Genomic DNA, 19,991 nt, shown 5'->3' with positions numbered 1-19,991 from the left:
AAATGCTGCAGTGCGACAATAAAAACTACAGGATTGGCGTAAGAAAATTGCAAATTAGGCCGCTTCTTTGGAATTATCCTGCTTGCTCCACGGCGGATTGACCGTAGGAGCGCCAAAATAATAGCCCTGCAAACAGTCGAACCCCAGCCTTGCAAGGGTCTTTGCATCATCCATACTCGCGACACGTGTCGCAATTGTGAAGATGTCGAATTGCCGCGCAATATGGGCGATTGCCTCGGCTATGACCTGATTTTCGCGGTCTGTGCTGATGTTTTGGGTGAAATACCCATCCAATTTTACATAGTTGAAAAAGAAGTCTTTGAAATACCTGAAAGATGTCAGCTTGGACGCATAGTCATCCAATGCAAATCCAATGCCTTGAGCTTGGTATTCATCCATGAAATCCATAACAAGTTCCGGAACTTGCATTGCGGATGGTTCAGACACTTCCAGAATCAGACGTTGCCCTAGATCAGGGCGCAGCCTTAAGGCGCTTTTCAGAATGCGATTCCATTCTCCGTATCCAATAGACCGCGCCGACATATTGATCGAAAGGGAGATATCGGGATTCTGGGTGAGCGCCTCCAACCCCAGTTCCAACGACAAACAATCCAACCGACGGCCCGTGTCCGTGTCTTCCACGTGATCGATGAATTCGCGCGCGGGAATCACCCGGCCCGTCTCATCGAGAACCCGGATCAGCCCCTCGTAGAGTAAGGCCTTGGTTGGTTCTGCGGCATGTACGATCGGCTGATAAGCCAGCATGACTTCTTTATGCTGGATCGCCTCATCCACCATTTTCATAACGGATTGATCCCGTGAGTCGATTGCCCAATCCAGTGGATTGTTTGTCTCAACACGCTTTTTAGTTTCCGGAATGTCTTCCGGTGCATTGTCTTGCAGCTCGCCCATGTCGAATCCCTTCGCTCCCTCCAAGTAGAGACCGAAGGCGTGAACAAGCTGTTAAAGCTTAAATTGAATGGAATTTAGCCTTCACCACTCCCAATGAGCGCCTGTAGGACGGCCTTCGCGCTGTCGCTCGACCAATCAGCATCCCCTCTGAGACGGGCAATTTCATTGCCGTCTGGATCGATGATCATTGTTGTTGGCAGACCAAAGACCTTCATTTCGCGCGCCACTGCCTGTTTTGGGTCCCGGTGTTGGGGCAGGTTTTCTACGCCGATCTCGTCAAGGAACTTTGCCATCGCAGGGGGAAGGTTCCGGCCCGTGGCCAATGTAACCACTTCGAAAGCGTCGCCGCCCAGCTCCGTTTGCAGCTCAGAGAGCATTGGCATCTCGTGGCGGCAAGGCGCGCACCATGTGGCCCAGAAGTTCAGAAGAACATATTTGCCTTCGTAATCCTGAAGCGTACCTTCACCACCGTTTTCATGAATGAAGGCGGCATCAGATATTTCCATCGCCTCTGGGTGGAAGACAAGTTTCTTCATATCGCCTTCGCGTAGGGCGGTGGCGGTTTCAATATCAGCAGACGCAACATTTGCGCTAAGCGCCAAGGCCATATAAAGCACGCTCAAACCAATTCGACGCATAGTTCCTCCGAAGGGCACGACATGACAGACAAATCCTCAAACCAGATGTGGGGTGGCCGCTTCGCCGCCGGTCCAGACGCGATCATGGAAGCAATCAATGCTTCGATCGGTTTCGATCAGCGGATGGCGGCGCAGGATATTGCTGGCTCGCGGGCCCACGCAGCCATGTTGGCCAAGGCAGGCATCATTACGGATAAGGATGCCGAGGCGATTAGGGAAGGGCTGCTCACGGTCTTGTCAGAGATCGAGAACGGTCAATTTAACTTCTCCGCTGCACTGGAAGACATTCACATGAATGTCGAAGCGCGTCTGAAAGAAATCATCGGAGAGCCTGCAGGGCGTTTGCACACAGGGCGTTCGCGTAATGATCAGGTTGCGACGGACTTCAAACTCTGGGTGCGGGATCAGATGGATGCGGCGATTTCTGGCATCGAAGCGCTGATGCGCGCCTTGTTGACGCAGGCCGAAGCCGGGGCCGACTGGGTGATGCCGGGCTTTACACATTTGCAGACAGCGCAGCCTGTCACATGGGGTCACCACATGATGGCCTATGTGGAAATGCTGGCGCGCGACCGCAGCCGCTTCATGGACGCGCGTAAACGGATGAACGAATCCCCATTGGGTGCTGCAGCGCTGGCGGGGACCTCTTTCCCAATTGATCGCGAAATGACTGCAGAAGCGCTGGGATTTGATCGTCCAGCGGCGAACTCTTTGGATGCGGTATCTGATCGCGACTTTGCTTTGGACTTCCTGTCCGCAGCCTCGATCTGCGCCATCCACCTGAGCCGTCTGTCTGAAGAGTTGGTCGTCTGGTCTTCTGCGCAGTTCCGTTTCGTGACCTTGTCTGATCGTTTCTCAACCGGCAGCTCGATCATGCCGCAGAAGAAGAACCCAGATGCGGCAGAGCTGATCCGCGCGAAAATCGGTCGGATTTTTGGGGCCAACACAGCGCTGACCATCGTGATGAAAGGTCTTCCGCTGGCCTATTCCAAGGACATGCAGGAAGACAAAGAGCAGACCTTTGACGCAGCCGATAACCTGATGCTGGCGCTCGCGGCAATGGAAGGCATGGTCAAAGACATGTCTGCTAACACTGAAAGCCTTGAAGCAGCGGCGGGCAGTGGGTTCTCAACTGCGACCGATCTGGCGGACTGGCTGGTGCGCGCGCTGAACATGCCGTTCCGCGATGCCCACCACGTGACTGGTACATTGGTTGCGATGGCGGAATCTCGCGGCTGTGATTTGCCGGATCTTACGCTCGAGGATATGAAATCCGTACACGAGCACATCACCGAGGATGTGTTTGGCGTTCTGGGCGTGCATAACTCCGTGGCCTCACGCACCTCTTATGGCGGCACCGCGCCGAGCCAAGTGCGCGCGCAGGTCGCGCGTTGGAAGGATCTTTTGGGATGAAAATCATCGCAGCTTTGACAGCGGTTCTGTTTCTTGCCTCTTGTGGCGTAGATGGCGAACCGATCCGGCCAAGTGCTGGCATTGGGATTGGCATTGGGCCAAACGGTCTATCGACCTCCGCCAAAGTTGGCGCTTCCAAAGGCAACGTCAGCGTGGGTGTAAGCCTGTGATGCAAAGAGGACCTGGCATACGCTGGGTCTTTTTGCTTTTGACCATCTGGGGAGCGATCCATCCCATGGCCTACTTCCTCTCATGGTTTTCCGAAAACGGCTTTAACTTGGCTGGAATGATCGAGGCTTGGCATGTGAATGATGCCAGCAGCGGACTTGTCTGGGACCTCACGATCTCGGCCATCGCCTTGGCAATCTGGGTGATTTTCGAAACACTGAAACATCGGCAGTGGCACTGGTTGATCGCCATTCCAGCCACTTTTTGCATTGGCGTTAGCTGCGGATTGCCGCTCTTTCTTTTCTTTTGGTTGGCCGCCCCAAACAAAAATTCATCACCCTTGCAGACCTGATAAGATTGCATGCGTCGCGGGTTCTGCCTAAGAGAAGCGAAATGGTTTTGGCCTGACGGGAATTAGGGGCGCGCGCATGGATCACTTTATTTACAAAGATGGGGCCCTCTTTGCAGAGGATGTCCCTGTAGCGGAAATCGCGGCGCAGGTGGGTACGCCTTTCTATTGCTATTCCACCGCAACCTTCGAACGTCACTTCCGCCTCTTTGATGAAGCGCTGGAAGGCACCGACCATCTGGTCTGCTACGCCATGAAAGCGGCCAGCAACCAAGCCATCCTGAAAACCCTTGCCGCGCTGGGCGCGGGCATGGATGTGGTGTCGGGTGGAGAATATGCGCGTGCTAAGGCAGCAGGCGTACCAGGCGAGCGGATCGTTTTTTCGGGTGTTGGTAAAACCCATGAGGAAATCCGCGCAGCCCTGACCGGTGGCATTCGTCAGTTCAACGTTGAATCCGAGCCAGAAATGGCCGTGATCAACGAAGTGGCTGTCGAGCTTGGCGTCAAAGCCCCGATCACCGTGCGTGTGAACCCAGACGTGGACGCCAAAACCCACGCGAAAATCGCAACAGGTAAATCCGAGAACAAATTCGGCATCCCGATCAGCCGCGCACGTGAAGTTTATGCGCATGCCGCGAGTCTGCCTGGGCTCGAAGTGATTGGCATCGATGTGCACATCGGCAGTCAGCTGACGCAGCTAGAGCCGTTCAAATTGGCTTACGAAAAAGTTGCCGAACTGACCGAGACCCTACGGGCGGATGGGCACAACATCAAACGCCTCGATCTGGGTGGCGGTTTAGGCATTCCTTATGAGCGCTCTAACGAAGCGCCGCCGCTGCCGGTGGAATATGGCGCGATGGTCAAAGAAACCCTTGGTCATCTGGGGTGTGAGATTGAGATCGAACCGGGCCGCCTGATTGCAGGCAACGCTGGGATCATGGTCAGCAAAGTGATCTATGTGAAAGAAGGCGAAGACCGCCAGTTCATGATCATCGATGGCGCAATGAACGATCTGATCCGCCCGGCGATGTATGAAGCACATCACGACATCATCCCGGTTGTCGAAGCCGCACCGGGTGAGGAACCGGCGACTTACGATATCGTGGGGCCCGTCTGCGAAAGTGGTGACACTTTCGCCAAAGGTCGCACCATGTCCGAAGTCAAATCCGACGATCTGGTGGCCTTCCGCTCTGCCGGGGCCTATGGCGCTGTGATGTCCAGCGAATACAATTCACGGCCTCTCATTCCTGAGGTTCTGGTGAAGGGCGATCAATTTGCGGTTATCCGCCGACGTCCGACCTTTGAAGAAATGATAAATCGCGATACCATTCCTGAGTGGCTCTGAGTTTGTCTCAGGGGCAATCCCGCCCTCGGCCACCTGATTGGGAGCACTCGTAGAGCGTTCATGGCACAGGCTGACCGTGCGAAAGCTGTCCTGAATAAACTGAGTTGGGTTTTGTCGCTCACGCGACTGGGCCTGTTATCTGAGCGCTTGATTCGTGCCTTCTGGCCCGTCTGGTCTCTGATATTCGTGGTTTCCGCTGCTCTGATGATGGGTGTTCAAGACGCCGCTTCAGTTGAAGTCGTTTGGGTCACTGGCGTGTTTTGCCTTGCCGGACTGTTGTTTTTTATCTGGCGTGGTGCGCGGCAGATATCACTGCCTAGTCGAGAAGATGCTCTCATCCGGTTGGACGACACGCTGCCCGGACGCCCTGTTCAGACACTGATGGATCAACCCGCATTGGGTCAGGCAGACCCAGCGACGGCGGCTATCTGGAAAGCGCACCAGGCGCGTATGGCGGAAAAGGCAGCCAAAGCGCGCGCGCCAAGGCCCAACTGGGTGATATCACACCTCGACCCCTTCGGACTGAGGTTCACGGCGCTTTTGTTGCTGTGTATTGGGCTGATGTTTGGCAGTGTGAGCCGTATGGGTAGTGTGTCAGCTATGGCACCCGGAGCGTCATCGCCACTGATCGCGCAGGCGTCATGGGAAGGGTGGATAACACCACCCAATTACACCGGACTGCCGACGCTCTATTTGAATGACCTGCCATCTGGCGTGCTTGAGATTCCGCAAAACAGTCAGGTTACCGTCCGCCTGTATGGTGAAATTGGCGCACTGACCTTGAGCGAAACCGTTTCGGCTCGGACTGAAGTGCCAAGTGCTGCCGATCCTGCGCAGGCGTTTTTGCTTCGACAAGATGGGGAACTGGAGATTGCCGGGACTGGTGGTCGTCGTTGGGATGTGACTTTGATACCTGACGACGTACCCGAACTGACCTTTGTAGGCGAGGTCGAAACTTCTGGGCGCGGGGAAATGAGCCTGCCGTTTTCAGCGACCGATGACTACGAGGTCGTCGATGGGACCGCTAAGGTCCTGTTGAACGTGGAGGAGGTTAATCGGATCCACGGTCTTGCACCGGAACCCGAAGATCTGACCGCCATTGATCTGCAATTACCCTTGCCGATTACCGGTAAACGACATGACTTTGATGAAACTCTGATAGATGATTTCTCTGCCCATCCTTGGGCGCATTTGCCAGTTGAAGTTACGTTGCAGGTTCGTGATGCAGCGGATCAGCTCAGCGTGCCATATCAGGTGAATTTCGATCTGCCAGCCCGACGCTTCTTTGACCCTATCGCGAATGCTCTGGTGGAACTGCGCCGCGATTTGCTGTGGTCTCGTGAAAACGGTCCTCGTGTTGCACAATTGATGCGTGCCATCTCTCACAGACCAGATGAAGGCATCTTTCGCAAAGACAAAGACTATCTGAGATTGCGCACTATTTTGCGTCATCTGGAGAGAGCCATCCCTGAGGGCTTACCTGAAGCGGATCGCGATGAAATCGCTGAAGAACTCTGGGCCTTTGCGATTGAGCTGGAAGAGGGCGATTTGGATGATGCGCGCGAGCGGATGGAACGCGCGCGCGAACGGTTGTCGGAAGCCATGAAGAACGGCGCGACGCCTGAGGAGATCGCGCGACTGATGCAGGAACTGCGCGAAGCCACGCAGGATTACATGCGCCAACTCGCGCAGCAGAACAATCAGAGCGAAGAGTTCTCACGTGATCAGCAACAGGCTCAGAACAGTATCCAGATGACCCAGAATGACCTGCAGCGCATGATGGATCGCATCCAAGAGCTGATGGAACAGGGCCGGATGGCAGAAGCGCAGCAGGCCTTGGAAGAATTCCAGCGCATGATGGAGAACATGCGGGTGACGCAGGGCGGACAAGGTCAGCAATCCGCCGGTGAACAAGCGCTGGGTGAGCTTGGCGAAACCCTGCGTGAGCAACAAGGATTGAGCGATCAAGCCTTCCGAGAGCTCCAAGAACAATTCAATCCTAATGCCCAATCGGGCCAGAGTTCCGAAAACGAGGGGTTCTCTGGCGGTGAAGGTCGTGGGCAATCACATGATGGCACCGGGGGCACGGGATCAGGTGAAGGCGAAGGGGCCGAAGGTCAGGACGGACAAGGCCTCGAAGGCACGCTGGCGGATCGTCAGCAGGCCCTGCGTCAGGAACTCCAGCGCCAGCAGCAAAACCTGCCCGGGCAGGGCACACCGGAAGGTGATGCCGCACGCGAGGCCTTGGGGCGCGCAGGTGAAGCGATGGATGGCGCAGAAGACGCGCTGCGCAATGATGATCTGGCTGAGGCCATCGACCAGCAATCAGAAGCGATGGAAGCCCTCAGAGAAGGCATGCGCAGCCTCGGCGAGGCCTTGGCACAGAACCAGCAGAATTCAGGTCAGGAAGGTCAGGCGCAGAACAATCAAGGTTCGGCACGTGATCCACTGGGGCGTAACCCCGGTCAGCAGGGGATGCCGGGCACGGAGCAAGGGCTATTGCAGGGTGAAGATGTGTATCGCCGTGCGCGTGACTTGCTGGACGAAATTCGCCGTCGAGCGGGCGAGAGCGAACGTCCTGAGATCGAACGCAATTATCTCAAACGTCTTCTGGATCGGTTCTGACACGATTGCCCTTCCGGGCTGCAATGCCGGTTACTCAGAGGACAGACTATCCAACCAGAGCATCAGCTTGGTCATTTGTGAATCAAGCCAAATGCGGGCGTTATCTACGAAATTGACAAAGCCAGCCACGACGTTTTCAGATCCTGGAATCGTTGCACTCACAACTTCAGGGCGGTTGTAGACATAGGCAAAGAGACCAATCAGTAGGAGCGCCATGGCAAAGCCAATGCGGTTGCCACCAGCGCGACGCTGGTTGGCCGTTGGGCGGCCGTCTGGTTGCTCATCAGGCGCGCGATCTTCGGTGGCGCGCAGCGTCGAATTGATTTCTTCGATGTCCGGCAGAAGATCGCGGCGGGAATTTGCAGGGATAGGTTCGACGGGTTTGTCGATAGAATCGGCGGGCAGGCCACGCATACGTGCCATGCGCTCACGCGCCTGTCGCGCGCGTTTGGCAGCATCATCCTGGCTTTCTTCAAGTCCAAGGTCTGGCTGGCTTTCTAAAGAACTGTCTTCAGCACGCCTTTCGGCTTCTAGCGCGGCTTCCTCTTGAAGAATGTTGGCTACTGTAGGGTCTATAGTGCGGCGCTTGGGTTCCTCAGAAGAGACCTCCTCAGTGGATTCGTCTTCGTCTTCAGAGGCATCAAAATATACGCTGTCTTCGGCGTCTTCTTCTGCCTCTTCGGTCTCATCTGCCACGTCTTCCAGCTCATTCAAGCTGGCATCGAGGTCGTCCTCGAAGCTGTGTTCTTCGTGTTCTGCCGCAACGGAGGAGGGCTCCTCTTGCGGTTCATCATCAGGATCTTCAACATCCTGTGTCGGCTTAGCGCGACGGATGGCGGCTTTTACGGCTGCGGCAAGCACCTCATCGGGCGCATCAGATGACATGGTTACCGGGCCCGAACTCTCCGTCTCATCTATGTCGTCTGAGCTATCAGCAACCACTTCTTGTAGCGGTTCATCTTCTGTAACCTCAGGCGTCCACTCGGCATCGGGCTCTGGTGCTTCGGGATCGTCCACAACCTCGACCGCATGATCAGGGTGCGCTTGGAACCATGTATTTCCGCAGTTGGAGCATTGAACATCTCGACCATCTTGAGGAATCACGTCGTCAGGCACTTCGTATTGCGCATCGCAATTTGGACAAGTTAACCGCATATACCCCTACAACCTCAGTTATCCCATGGTCTTTTACACAACATATTGTGGAATGGGCGCGCGGGAAAGTGCAAAGGCGGCCTTGCCAATATTGCAACCAGAGCGATGCTGCGGCACAACAGGGCAAATTGTGATTGAGGCCCTCTGTGATTGAGTTGAACAACGTCGCCTACAGTTATGGCGGCGGGGAATTGCTAAGCGACATTGATTTGGCGATTGAGCCGGGTGGGTTTTATTTCCTGACCGGACCATCTGGTGCGGGCAAAACCACGTTCCTCAAACTTTGTTACGGAGAGCTGACGCCAACGGCTGGGCAAACCACGCTCTTTGGCAAAGACATTCGCGGTATGAGCCGCGATGATCACGCTATGGCGCGCCGCCGGATTGGCGTTGTGCATCAGGATTGCCACTTTCTGGACCATCTCCCGCTTGCAGACAATGTGGCTCTGCCTCTGACCGTTTCAGATCGCAACGATTTGGAACAGGTGGCCAATCTTAAAGAACTCCTGTCATGGGTCGGTCTTAAGAAACGTGCCAAGGCATTGCCGCCAGAACTGTCCGGTGGTGAACGTCAGCGTGCGGCTCTGGCTCGGGCGGTCATCATGTCGCCTGATATTGTTCTGGCGGATGAACCGACTGGTAATGTCGATTGGGAAATGTCCCAGCGCCTGCTGCAGCTGCTGATCGAGCTCAATAAAATGGGCAAGACCGTGATGATTGCCACCCATGACATGAACTTGATCCGCGCGGCGAAAACGAAGGTTCAGGCACGTGTTCTGCGGATTGCAAATCGTCAGGTTCAATTGGCGGGGGCAGATCCATGAAGACCGCTCTCTCAAATATCATCTCAGTTATCGTCGGTGATGCTCAGGCAGATCGCATGGTCCCGCCGACAGGTTTTACGGCGCGCCTCACTTTGTTTGCATCAGCCGCCATGGCCTTCCTCGCGGTCTTTGCGATTGCGCTTTCTTTGGCCTCAGGGCGATTGGCGCATCGTTGGGGGCAGGAGTTGGCGCAAAGTTCGACGCTGCGCATTTCGGCACCAGTTGAGCAAATGGCAGCTCAGACCGCTGCCGCATTGAATGTGCTTCAAACAACGCCAGGTATTGCTCGGGCTGAGGCGATGTCTTCTGAAGACCAACGAGCGCTTTTGGCTCCGTGGTTTGGCCCTGATTTGCCGGTAGAGGACCTTCCGATCCCTCAGTTGATCACAATTGAAGAAACCGCAGAAGGATATGACGCAGCAGGGCTTCGGCTGCGACTACAAGCCGAGGTTCCTGGAGCCATTCTTGATGACCACGTCAGATGGCGCAAACCCCTTCAGCAGGCTGCGGGACGCTTGCGATTGTTGGGGCTGCTCTCGATCGGGCTGATCGCGCTCGTCACGGCGGCGATGATCACCCTCGCGGCTCAGGCTGCGCTGGCTGCAAACGCAAAGATCATTGCGGTTCTAAGACTTGTTGGTGCTCAAGACAGCTACATCGCCAAAGCCTTCGTGCGCCGCTTCACACTGCGCGCTTTGGCTGGTGCCGCAATTGGCTCTGCGGTCGGTTTCCTAGCTGTCCTCATTCTGCCTGCCGCGCAGGAGCAGGGCGGCTTCCTGACCGGGCTTGGCTTCCAAGGGCTGAGTGCTGCCTGGTTGCTGATGATCCCGCTATTGGCTGCTGTAGTTGGCTATGTCTCTACCGGCGTCGCAGCACGCCGCACACTCCGGGAGCTTCGCTGATGGCTTTACAATGGGTGCGTTCGCTTCTGTTCATCATTCAAATGTATCTGATGATGTTCTTGATGGGGGTTATCTGTTTTATTCCGTCCCTGCTCAGCCGCGACATCGCGATCCGTAGCATGAAGGTATATTGCTGGTGGGTTCGTTGGACTCTGAGTTGGATGGTTGGACTTACATCTGAAGTCCGTGGCACACCACCGGAGGGCAACGTCATTGTTGCCTCCAAACACCAAAGCTTTCTGGACATCATCATGCTGATGGGCAGTTTGCCATCCGGTAAGTTCATCATGAAGCGCGAACTTATGTTCGCGCCGATCCTTGGCCAATATGCGTGGCGTATCGGGTGCGTCCCGGTGAACCGTGGCAAACGCGGCAAGGCGATTAAAAAAATGGCTCAGGATGTCCTGCGTGGTGCTGTGCACCCCGGTCAGCTGATCATCTACCCACAAGGTACGCGTGTCGCGCCCGGCGCTGACAGGCCTGATAAAGTCGGCACATATGTTCTGTACCAACAACTTGGCCAAACCTGCGTCCCTGCGGCGACCAACGTCGGGGTCTTCTGGCCCAAACGCGGTATCCTGCGTAAACGAGGTCATGCGGTGATTGAATACCTTGATCCGATCCCAGCAGGGCTTGAACAAAAACTCTTCATGACGCAGCTTGAGAGCCAAGTGGAAGAGCGTTCAAACGCTCTGATGACAGAGGCGGGGTTTAATCTGAATGCAGTTCCTCAAAACGGTTGAAGAGCTAGAAAACCACTACGGTACTCCCGGCGTGGCCTCGATCCGAAAGGTCGCGCAGCAGCTCACCCCGCTTTATCGCAAATGGATCATGACCTCTCGGCTTTGTATGGTGAGTACCGTTGGCCCAGAAGGGACCGATGGAAGCCCGCGTGGAGATGATGGCCCGGTGGTGACTGAGCTTGATCCCAAAACACTCGCGATGCCCGATTGGCATGGCAACAATCGCATCGACACGCTGCGCAACATTGTGCGCGATCCGAGGATATCTCTGATGTTTCTGGTGCCCGGCTCCAACAATGTGGTGCGTGTGAACGGGCGCGCCCATGTCACCGTTGATGACGACCTACGTGCTCAGTTTGAATTCAAAGGCAAACAGCCGCGCTCTGTAATCGTGATTGAGATTCATGAGGTCTACAGTCAATGTGCCCGCGCTTTGATGCGCGCTCGCACCTGGAGCGGAGAAGACGAGAGTGGCACATTGCCAACGGTTGGTGAAATCCTCGCCGAGCAGACAGATGGTGCAGAGGGTGGTGAGCGCTACGATGCAGAATGGGGCGCTCGGGCTGCTAAGACCATGTGGTGATTACTGCGTGAGCAAGGTACGCACCCGGTTCAAGACTTTGCGTACATGCGGAGCGTTTCGATCCTCGTGATGTGAAACCAGCCATTGATCATGGCTCAGCTCTTCAATTGTGCCAGAGATCCGCTTTAGACCTTCTTCCGCTTCACCAATGCGTTCCGGCAAGACAATGCAACCTGCGCCTGCCTTGGCCAATTCAAGCGCCATTATAGGTGTGTTGGCTTCAACCCTTATCCGATCCGCTTTATTAGCTCTGACCCAGCGCGCCGAGGGGGTCTCCACTTCCACACCAACCCATGTCGTAAGATCGGGCGCGCTGGCATAGGCCGCGAAATGCACACGGCCAACTTTTTGAGCCGCCAGAGCGACTTCTGTGGGGCGCTGATTGCGAATGCCAATGACAGCTTCACGGTGGTTGAAATCCAGCTTCTCTTCCGTAGAGACAAAACGCAGCCTCAGCTGATCGTCGGGAAACACCAACTGATTGATGTGCATCGCCAAATAGCGGGCCATCCAAGTTCCCGCCGATAGTTTCACGATGGGTCGCTGCGCGGCACCCTCACTTTGCGTCGCCTGAGTGATCTGGCTTTCAATGGCTTCTGCGCGCCGCATGAGGGCCTCGCCCTGCGCTGTCAGCGTGTATCCGCGCGCGTGACGCTGGACCAGTTCTTGTCCCATCGCAGTCTCAAGCGCGAGAAGCCTGCGTCCAAGGGTGGCAGAACTCTTGCCTGTCCGGTCCGCAGCAGGAGCCAGCCCACTTGCACGCGCAACTTCCAGGAAAAGTCGCAGATCATCCCAATTTAGGTTCGTTTCATTCATGAAATGATCACTTCATTTTGTTCCATTTTTGTCAAGCTTCGGTTTCGGCAGGATGGAGGTCAGGATGAAGAGGAGAGATCAGATGATGCCGATACTGCCGCTGCCGAGGAAGAAGAAATGTGAACAGTCGGAATATCAAAAGGAGATCGCGCATTTCGGGGCGCTCAAGAAAGCCAAACCGATAAAGCCGTTTCAGCGTTTGCGGCTCTTCTTTGCTGCCCACGTATTCGTGAAGCGACGTTAAGAGAAATATCCGATCGCGGTCCCTACATTTGGCTAAGCGCACCCCCCGATGCGCGCCTAGGCTTTACAGCCTTTTGCGGAGCGGCAGCTGCGACTGTGCAGAAACCCACTGCCGTTCCGCGTAACCCCTGAGAACCCAGACTAAAAAGGCGGCCCTAAGGCCGCCTTCTTTTTGTTTTGATTGTACCAGTGGTTACGCGTGGATGGGACCGTCACCACAGGCCAGCGCAGCTTCGCGGACCGCTTCAGAGTAGGTCGGGTGGGCGTGGCAGGTCAGGGCGATGTCCTGAGCAGACGCACCGAACTCCATAGCGACACAGATCTCGTGGATCATGTCACCTGCTGCCGGGCCGATGATGGCTGCGCCAAGCACACGATCGGTCTCTTTGTCAGCGATGAGCTTCACGAAGCCATCCGCTTGGCCAACGGCCTTTGCGCGGCCATTGCCCATGAAGGAGAACTTGCCAACCTTGATCTTGTGGCCCGCTGCTTTCAGCGCGTCTTCGGTTTGGCCCACGGTCGCCACTTCAGGAGTGGTGTAAACAACACCCGGAATGACGCCGTAGTTTACGTGGCCGTGGTTGCCTTTGATCACGTCTGCGACTGCCATGCCTTCGTCTTCGGCTTTATGCGCCAGCATCGGGCCTTCGATCACGTCACCGATGGCATAGATACCCGGAACGTTGGTTGCCCAATGTGCATCCACAGCGATCTGACCGCGTTCGGTCATCTTCACGCCGAGCGCGTCCAGACCCAGACCTTCGGCATATGGCTTGCGGCCTGTTGCCACCAGAACCACATCCGCGTCGATGACTTCCTCATCGCCGCCTTTCTTAGGCTGGTATTTGACCTTGGCTTTGGTTTTGGTTGCATCCACGCCCTGCACAGCCGCGCCCATGATGAACTTGAGGCCCTGCTTTTCAAGGATACGCTTGAAAGTGCGCTGCACGTCTTTGTCCATGCCTGGGCACACCGCGTCCATGTATTCAACGACAGTCACTTCAGAGCCAAGACGTGCGTAGACGGAACCCAGTTCCAGACCAATCACGCCCGCGCCGATCACCGTCATTTTCTTTGGAATCTTTTTCAGTTCCAGAGCGCCTGTGCTGTCCACAACCACACCCGCGTCATTGTCGACCTCGACACCCGGCAAAGAAGACGGGATGGAGCCAGAGGCAATCACGATGTTCTTGGTCTCATAAGTGGTGTCGCCCACAGTGACCTTGCCCGCCGCAGGGATGCTCGCCCAGCCTTTCAACCAGTCGATCTTGTTCTTCTTCATGAGGAACTCAACGCCGCCGGTGTTCTGGCCGATGACCTCATCTTTGTAGGTCAGCATCTGTTTCCAGTCGACGGAAGGCGATTTGCCCTTCAGACCCATGCCCGCGAAGTTGTGCTCTGCTTCGTGCAGCAGGTGTGTCGCGTGCAAGAGCGCCTTGGACGGGATACAGCCGACGTTGAGGCAAGTGCCGCCGAGGGTCTCGCGGCCTTCCACGATAGCGGTTTTCAGGCCCAGCTGGGCGCAGCGCACAGCGGATACATAGCCGCCAGGGCCAGCGCCGATGATGATGACGTCATATTGGGACATTTTGAGTTCCTATTCTCAATGCTCGTCAAGCCCTATTGGGCTACTTTCTTGGCGGATTCAGATCAGAGTCATCTAGCAGACTCGCTTCGATAATTCCGCCATCAATTGGGAGGGAAGTTAGAAATAGAGAGGCGCCGTCGGTGAAACTGATTTCGAAAGTGGCATCTGAATTCTGCCTAACTTCTTCAATCTGCTTCCCGACGAGTCTGGCACTCATCCTATTAGGTTGAGTACCCTTGCTCATATTACAGATCCATCAGCAGTCGACGTGGGTCTTCCAGCGCTTCTTTCACGCGCACAAGGAAGGTCACTGCGCCTTTGCCGTCCACGATCCGGTGGTCATATGACAGGGCCAGATACATCATCGGACGGATCACGATCTCACCGTTCACAACCATTGGACGGTCCTGAATCTTGTGCATGCCGAGGATACCGGACTGCGGAGGGTTCAGGATCGGGGAAGACATCAGGGAACCGTAGACACCGCCGTTAGAGATAGTGAAGGAACCGCCCTGCATTTCTGCCATAGACAGTTTGCCGTCGCGTGCGCGCGCACCTTTTTCGGCGATCGCTTTTTCGATCTCAGCAAAGGACATGCTGTCTGCGTCGCGGATCACAGGCACAACCAGACCAGTTGGTGTGCCGGCGGCGATGCCCATGTGCACGAAGTTCTTGTAGACGATGTCTGTGCCGTCGATCTCTGCGTTCACTTCAGGCACTTCTTTCAAAGCATGTACACAGGCCTTGGTGAAGAAGGACATAAAGCCAAGCTTCACGCCGTGTTTCTTCTGGAACAGGTCTTTGTATTCGTTGCGCAGCGCCATCACCTCGGTCATGTCGACCTCGTTGTAGGTGGTAAGCATCGCGGCAGTGTTCTGAGAGTCCTTCAGGCGTTTCGCGATAGTCTGGCGCAGACGTGTCATCTTCACACGCTCTTCGCGGGAGGCATCGTCTGCTGACACAGGCGCGCGTGGTGCGGCTGCTGGGGCAGGGGCTGCCGCCGCTGCAGGTGCAATTGCTGCTTTCAGCACGTCTTCTTTCATGATGCGACCGTCGCGGCCAGAGCCTTGAACCCGAGACGCGTCGATGCCTTTTTCCGCCATCAGCTTGTTGGCGGACGGGGCGTTTTCAACGTCTTTGCCGGTTGTCGCCGCTGCAGGTGCTGCCGCAGCTGGGGCAGGAGCCGCTGCCGCTGCGCCGCCAGAGGACAGAACCGCCAGTTTAGCCGTTGCATCAACAGTTGCGCCTTCGGCTGCGATGATCTCGGTGAGAACACCCGCTGCCGGGGCAGGGACTTCGACAGAGACCTTGTCGGTTTCCAGCTCACAGAGCATCTCGTCCTGCGCGACAGAGTCGCCTACGGCTTTGAACCATGTGGAGACGGTCGCTTCGGTTACGGATTCACCAAGTGTTGGCACCATGACGTCGACAGATGCGCCGGAAGCGGCTGGCGCTGCTTCTGCTGCAGGAGCCGCTGCCGCTGATGCAGGGGCTGCGCCTTCACCTGCGACGATAGTTGCGAGCAGAGCATCAACACCAACAGTGTCGCCTTCCGCCGCTACGATTTCGCCCATCACGCCTGCCGCTGGCGCTGGCACTTCGACTGTCACCTTATCGGTTTCCAGCTCGCAGAGCATTTCATCCACGGCAACCGCATCGCCCGGCTTTTTGAACCAGGTTGCAACGGTGGCTTCGGTCACGCTTTCGCCCAGAGTAGGGACACGTACTTCAGAGGTCATTCTTATTACCCTTCAATGGTCAGCGCGGCGTCGACCAGCGCTTCTTGTTGTGCTTTGTGTTGGCTCGCCAGACCAGTCGCTGGCGACGCAGAAGCTGCGCGACCCGCATAGATCGGACGTGTGTGTTTTGCTTTGATGCGACCCAGAACCCATTCGATGTTTGGTTCAATGAAGGACCAGGCACCTTGGTTCTTTGGCTCTTCCTGACACCAGACCATCTCGGCCTGTTTGAAGCGCTCCAGTTCCTTCACCGCAGAGATCGCAGGGAATGGGTAGAACTGTTCGATCCGCAGCAGGTAGACATCATCGATGCCACGAGCGTCACGCTCTTCCAGAAGGTCGAAATAGACCTTACCGGAACACATGACGACGCGTTTGATCTTGTCATCTGCCACCAATTTGGTGTCGCTGTTGCCGTGTTGCGCATCGTCCCACAGAACGCGGTGGAAGCTGGACCCATCTGTGAACTCTTCGGCCTTACTGACCGCCAGCTTGTGGCGCAGCAGGGATTTCGGTGTCATCAGAATGAGCGGCTTACGGAAGCTGCGGTGCAGCTGACGACGCAGGATGTGGAAGTAGTTTGCAGGCGTTGTACAGTTCGCAACGATCCAGTTGTCACCACCACACATCTGCAAGAAACGTTCCAGACGTGCAGAGGAGTGCTCTGGGCCCTGACCTTCAAAGCCGTGCGGTAGAAGAACAGTCAAACCAGACATCCGCAGCCATTTGCTTTCACCAGAGCTGATGAACTGGTCAAACATGATCTGCGCACCGTTGGCGAAGTCACCGAACTGCGCTTCCCAGAGCGTCAGCGCGTTTGGTTCTGCCAGCGAGTAGCCGTATTCAAAGCCAAGCACCGCATATTCGGACAGGGCCGAGTCGATGACTTCATACTGAGCCTGACCTGCACGGATGTTGTTCAGCGGATAGTAACGCCCTTCGCTTTCCTGGTTCACAATGCCGGAGTGGCGTTGCGAGAAGGTGCCGCGTGTCGCATCCTGACCTGCCAGGCGAACTGGGTAGCCTTCGGTCAGCAATGAGCCAAACGCCATGGCTTCACCGGTTGCCCAGTCAATGCCTTCGCCCTCGGTCAGAGCTTTGCGGCGGTTGTCCAAGAAACGGCCGATGGTTTTGTGCAGAGGGTAGCCCTCTGGCACGGTGGTCAGCGCGTTTGCGACCTCATTAAAGGTCTCTTTCTTAATGGCGGTTTCGCCACGCTGATAGTCCTCGTTGTTCTTGTCGAGGTGAGACCACTTGCCATCCAGCCAGTCAGCCTTGTTTGGCTTGAACTCTTTCCCGGCTTCGAACTCTTCGTTCATCTTCGCCTGGAAAGCGGCTTTCATGTCTTCGATTTCACCTTCCGGGATCAGACCGTCTTTGACCAGACGCTCTGTGTACAGAGACAAGGTGGTCTTGTGACCCTTGATCTTCTTGTACATCACCGGGTTGGTGAACATCGGCTCGTCGCCTTCGTTGTGACCAAAGCGGCGGTAGCAGAAGATGTCGATCACAACGTCTTTCTGGAACTTCTGACGGAACTCCGTCGCCACTTTCGCCGCGTGTACAACCGCTTCCGGGTCATCGCCGTTCACGTGGAAAATAGGCGCTTCCACAACCAAGGCGTTGTCGGTTGGATATGGGGAAGAGCGCGAGAAGTGCGGCGCTGTGGTGAAACCGATCTGGTTGTTCACAACGATATGCATGGTGCCGCCGGTCTTGTGACCGCGCAGGCCTGAAAGCGCGAAACATTCTGCCACAACACCCTGACCAGCAAAGGCCGCGTCACCGTGCAGAAGGATTGGCATCACAGCTGTGCGTTCTTCGTCGCTCAGCTGGTCCTGCTTGGCGCGTACTTTACCAAGGACAACCGGGTTAACGGCCTCAAGGTGGGACGGGTTCGCTGTCAGAGACAAGTGAACGTTGTTACCATCAAACTCGCGGTCAGACGATGCACCCAAGTGATATTTAACGTCACCGGAACCGTCGACTTCCTCTGGCTTGAAAGAGCCGCCTTGGAATTCGTTGAAGATCGCGCGGTAGGGTTTCGCCATCACGTTTGCCAGAACATTCAAGCGACCACGGTGCGGCATGCCAACCACGATGTCTTTCACGCCAAGCGCGCCACCGCGCTTGATGATCTGTTCCATTGCCGGGATCAGAGATTCACCACCATCAAGACCAAAGCGCTTAGTCCCCATGTATTTAACGTGGAGAAACTTTTCGAAGCCTTCTGCCTCGACCATCTTGTTCAGGATCGCCTTGCGGCCCTCTCGGGTGAAGGTGATTTCCTTATCGAACCCTTCAATGCGTTCTTTCAACCAGCTGGATTCTTCTGGATTGGAAATGTGCATGTACTGCAAGGCAAAGGTGCCGCAATAGGTGCGCTTCACGATCTCTAGGATCTGGCGCATGGTTGCGATCTGCAGACCCAGAACGTTGTCGATAAAGATCGGGCGATCCATATCAGCGCCGCTAAAGCCGTAAGAGGCCGGATCCAGCTCGGGATGTGGCGTCTGATCCCGCATGCCCAGCGGATCAAGGTCGGCAACCAGGTGGCCGCGAATACGATAGGCGCGGATCAGCATAAGGGCGCGGATCGAGTCCAGCACCGCTTGTTTGACTGCCTCGTCAGAGACCTCAACACCTTTTTCTTCGGCCTTGGCTTTGATCTTCTTGCCAGCCGCTTTCGCCTCTTCCGGGGCAGGCCATTCGCCTGTCAACGCACCGGTGAGGTCATCGTTTGGCGCAGGAGGCCAATCAGAGCGTGCCCAGCTTGGGCCACTTGCCTCTGCTTTTACATCCAGTTCTGCGTCGCCCAGCTGACTGAAAAAGTCTTGCCAGGCTGCGTCCACTGCATTCGGGTCACTCGCATAACGGGCGTACATCTGTTCGAGGTACTCTGCGTTATGCCCCTGCATAAAACTGGAGGCGTGGAAAATATCGTTTGGGGATTGGTCGGTCATGGAGGAGACTCCCGGCCATTTTGGTTTCATTGTTACATCCGACTTTTTGCCGGACTTAAAGCGACAGGCCGAGAATACGGCCTGCCACCAATTCAAATACGATTAGCCGATGGCCTTCAAGACCGCTTCGCCGAGGCCCGCTGGGCTGTCAGCCACAACAATGCCCGCAGACTTCATTGCTTCGATCTTGTCTTCCGCACCGCCTTTGCCGCCTGCAACGATTGCACCGGCGTGGCCCATACGGCGGCCTGGAGGGGCTGTACGGCCCGCAATGAAACCAGCAACTGGTTTCCAACGACCTTTTTTCTTCTGCTCCGCCAGGAATTCCGCAGCCTCTTCTTCTGCAGAACCGCCGATTTCACCGATCATGATGATGGATTCGGTTTCGTCGTCATCCAGGAACATGTCCAGCACGTCGATGTGCTCTGTGCCTTTGATCGGGTCGCCGCCGATGCCCACAGCAGTGGACTGGCCCAGACCGATGTCAGCGGTTTGCTTCACCGCTTCATAAGTCAGCGTACCGGAGCGGGATACAACGCCCACAGAGCCACGCTTGTGGATGTGACCTGGCATAATGCCGATCTTACATGCGTCAGGTGTGATGATACCTGGGCAGTTTGGACCGATCAGACGGCTGGAAGAGTTCTCCAGCGCGCGTTTCACGGCCATCATGTCCAGCACAGGAATGCCTTCCGTGATACAGATGATCAGTTCCATTTCCGCATCGATGGCTTCCAGAATGGAATCCGCCGCAAATGGAGGAGGTACATAGATCACAGAAGCATTTGCTTCGGTTTTCGCTTTTGCTTCGTGCACAGAGTTAAAGATCGGCAGGCCCAAATGTTCCTGACCACCTTTGCCTGGTGTCACGCCACCAACCATTTTAGTGCCGTAAGCGATCGCTTGTTCAGAGTGGAAGGTACCTTGAGAACCTGTCAGACCTTGACAGATAACTTTGGTATTTTCGTCTACGAGAATGGCCATT

General features: G+C 55.8%; 18 protein-coding genes. 10 read left to right on the top strand and 8 right to left on the bottom strand.

From position 1 onward, the window contains the following. Positions 1–54: 54 nt before the first annotated feature. Together M0D42_RS11350 and M0D42_RS11345 are read right to left on the bottom strand one after the other, a co-directional pair. Entirely contained in the window at positions 55–912 is an 858-nt protein-coding gene (locus M0D42_RS11350) for an EAL domain-containing protein (protein ID WP_265018723.1), read from the bottom strand. Positions 913–986: 74 nt separating this feature from the next. Beyond that, positions 987–1,550 carry a TlpA family protein disulfide reductase gene (locus tag M0D42_RS11345; RefSeq protein ID WP_265018722.1) on the bottom strand — a complete coding sequence of 188 codons (564 nt, stop codon included), beginning with the start codon at positions 1,548–1,550 and terminating at the stop codon, positions 987–989. A 21-nt stretch (positions 1,551–1,571) separates the two neighbouring features. Between M0D42_RS11345 and argH the strand changes: the two genes are divergently transcribed. The 5 genes from argH (at position 1,572) to M0D42_RS11320 (ending at position 7,450) form a co-directional block, all read left to right on the top strand. Further along, the gene (gene argH, locus M0D42_RS11340) at positions 1,572–2,963 is read left to right on the top strand and encodes an argininosuccinate lyase (RefSeq protein WP_265018721.1); all 1,392 of its coding nucleotides are present in this window, start codon (positions 1,572–1,574) and stop codon (positions 2,961–2,963) included. Further along, positions 2,960–3,133: a hypothetical protein gene (locus M0D42_RS11335; protein ID WP_265018720.1), complete on the top strand. Its 174-nt coding sequence runs from the start codon at positions 2,960–2,962 to the stop codon at positions 3,131–3,133. Before argH ends, M0D42_RS11335 begins: the two co-directional genes overlap by 4 nt. Further along, positions 3,133–3,483, top strand: a complete 351-nt coding sequence (locus tag M0D42_RS11330; protein WP_265018719.1) for a DUF2834 domain-containing protein — start codon at positions 3,133–3,135, stop codon at positions 3,481–3,483. Before M0D42_RS11335 ends, M0D42_RS11330 begins: the two co-directional genes overlap by 1 nt. Before the next feature lie 76 nt (positions 3,484–3,559). Beyond that, the gene (gene lysA, locus M0D42_RS11325) at positions 3,560–4,825 is read left to right on the top strand and encodes a diaminopimelate decarboxylase (protein ID WP_265018718.1); all 1,266 of its coding nucleotides are present in this window, start codon (positions 3,560–3,562) and stop codon (positions 4,823–4,825) included. Between the two features lie 60 nt (positions 4,826–4,885). Beyond that, on the top strand, positions 4,886–7,450 hold the full coding sequence (locus M0D42_RS11320; RefSeq protein ID WP_265018717.1) for a TIGR02302 family protein: 2,565 nt from the start codon (positions 4,886–4,888) through the stop codon (positions 7,448–7,450). A gap of 30 nt (positions 7,451–7,480) precedes the next feature. Here the strand turns inward: M0D42_RS11320 and M0D42_RS11315 are convergent, their stop codons facing one another. After that, positions 7,481–8,605, bottom strand: a complete 1,125-nt coding sequence (locus M0D42_RS11315) for a zinc-ribbon domain-containing protein (protein ID WP_265018716.1) — start codon at positions 8,603–8,605, stop codon at positions 7,481–7,483. Positions 8,606–8,751: 146 nt separating this feature from the next. On the opposite strand from M0D42_RS11315, the gene M0D42_RS11310 reads away from it, so the two are divergent. The 4 genes from M0D42_RS11310 to M0D42_RS11295 are packed head-to-tail and all read left to right on the top strand — an operon-like array spanning position 8,752 to position 11,657. Further along, a complete protein-coding gene (locus M0D42_RS11310) occupies positions 8,752–9,429 on the top strand; it encodes a cell division ATP-binding protein FtsE (protein ID WP_265018715.1) in 678 nt (225 codons plus the stop codon). After that, positions 9,426–10,331, top strand: a complete 906-nt coding sequence (locus M0D42_RS11305; RefSeq protein ID WP_265018714.1) for a cell division protein FtsX — start codon at positions 9,426–9,428, stop codon at positions 10,329–10,331. Before M0D42_RS11310 ends, M0D42_RS11305 begins: the two co-directional genes overlap by 4 nt. Further along, on the top strand, positions 10,331–11,074 hold the full coding sequence (locus M0D42_RS11300) for a lysophospholipid acyltransferase family protein (protein ID WP_265018713.1): 744 nt from the start codon (positions 10,331–10,333) through the stop codon (positions 11,072–11,074). Before M0D42_RS11305 ends, M0D42_RS11300 begins: the two co-directional genes overlap by 1 nt. Next, a complete protein-coding gene (locus M0D42_RS11295; RefSeq protein WP_265018712.1) occupies positions 11,052–11,657 on the top strand; it encodes a pyridoxamine 5'-phosphate oxidase family protein in 606 nt (201 codons plus the stop codon). The genes M0D42_RS11300 and M0D42_RS11295 overlap by 23 nt, the downstream gene beginning before the upstream one ends. On the opposite strand, the gene M0D42_RS11290 is transcribed toward M0D42_RS11295, so the two are convergent. Beyond that, positions 11,658–12,473 carry a LysR family transcriptional regulator gene (locus tag M0D42_RS11290; protein WP_265018711.1) on the bottom strand — a complete coding sequence of 272 codons (816 nt, stop codon included), beginning with the start codon at positions 12,471–12,473 and terminating at the stop codon, positions 11,658–11,660. It lies immediately after the preceding gene. An 82-nt stretch (positions 12,474–12,555) separates the two neighbouring features. On the opposite strand from M0D42_RS11290, the gene M0D42_RS11285 reads away from it, so the two are divergent. After that, a complete protein-coding gene (locus M0D42_RS11285) occupies positions 12,556–12,717 on the top strand; it encodes a hypothetical protein (RefSeq protein ID WP_265018710.1) in 162 nt (53 codons plus the stop codon). A 192-nt stretch (positions 12,718–12,909) separates the two neighbouring features. Here M0D42_RS11285 and lpdA read toward each other — a convergent pair whose 3' ends face one another. From lpdA to sucD, 4 genes are all read right to left on the bottom strand, one after another. Beyond that, positions 12,910–14,304, bottom strand: a complete 1,395-nt coding sequence (lpdA, locus tag M0D42_RS11280; protein WP_265018709.1) for a dihydrolipoyl dehydrogenase — start codon at positions 14,302–14,304, stop codon at positions 12,910–12,912. A gap of 245 nt (positions 14,305–14,549) precedes the next feature. Further along, positions 14,550–16,043 (bottom strand): 2-oxoglutarate dehydrogenase complex dihydrolipoyllysine-residue succinyltransferase, encoded by a 1,494-nt coding sequence (gene odhB / locus M0D42_RS11275; RefSeq protein WP_265018708.1) that lies wholly within the window; start codon positions 16,041–16,043, stop codon positions 14,550–14,552. 5 nt (positions 16,044–16,048) lie between these two features. Beyond that, positions 16,049–19,006: a 2-oxoglutarate dehydrogenase E1 component gene (locus M0D42_RS11270; protein ID WP_265018707.1), complete on the bottom strand. Its 2,958-nt coding sequence runs from the start codon at positions 19,004–19,006 to the stop codon at positions 16,049–16,051. 102 nt (positions 19,007–19,108) lie between these two features. Continuing rightward, a complete protein-coding gene (sucD, locus tag M0D42_RS11265) occupies positions 19,109–19,990 on the bottom strand; it encodes a succinate--CoA ligase subunit alpha (protein ID WP_265018706.1) in 882 nt (293 codons plus the stop codon). Position 19,991: the final 1 nt, after the last annotated feature.

The organism is Cognatishimia activa (assembly GCF_026016445.1).
Taxonomy (GTDB): domain Bacteria; phylum Pseudomonadota; class Alphaproteobacteria; order Rhodobacterales; family Rhodobacteraceae; genus Cognatishimia; species Cognatishimia activa_B.
This window is presented reverse-complemented; position numbering and strand designations above follow the sequence as displayed.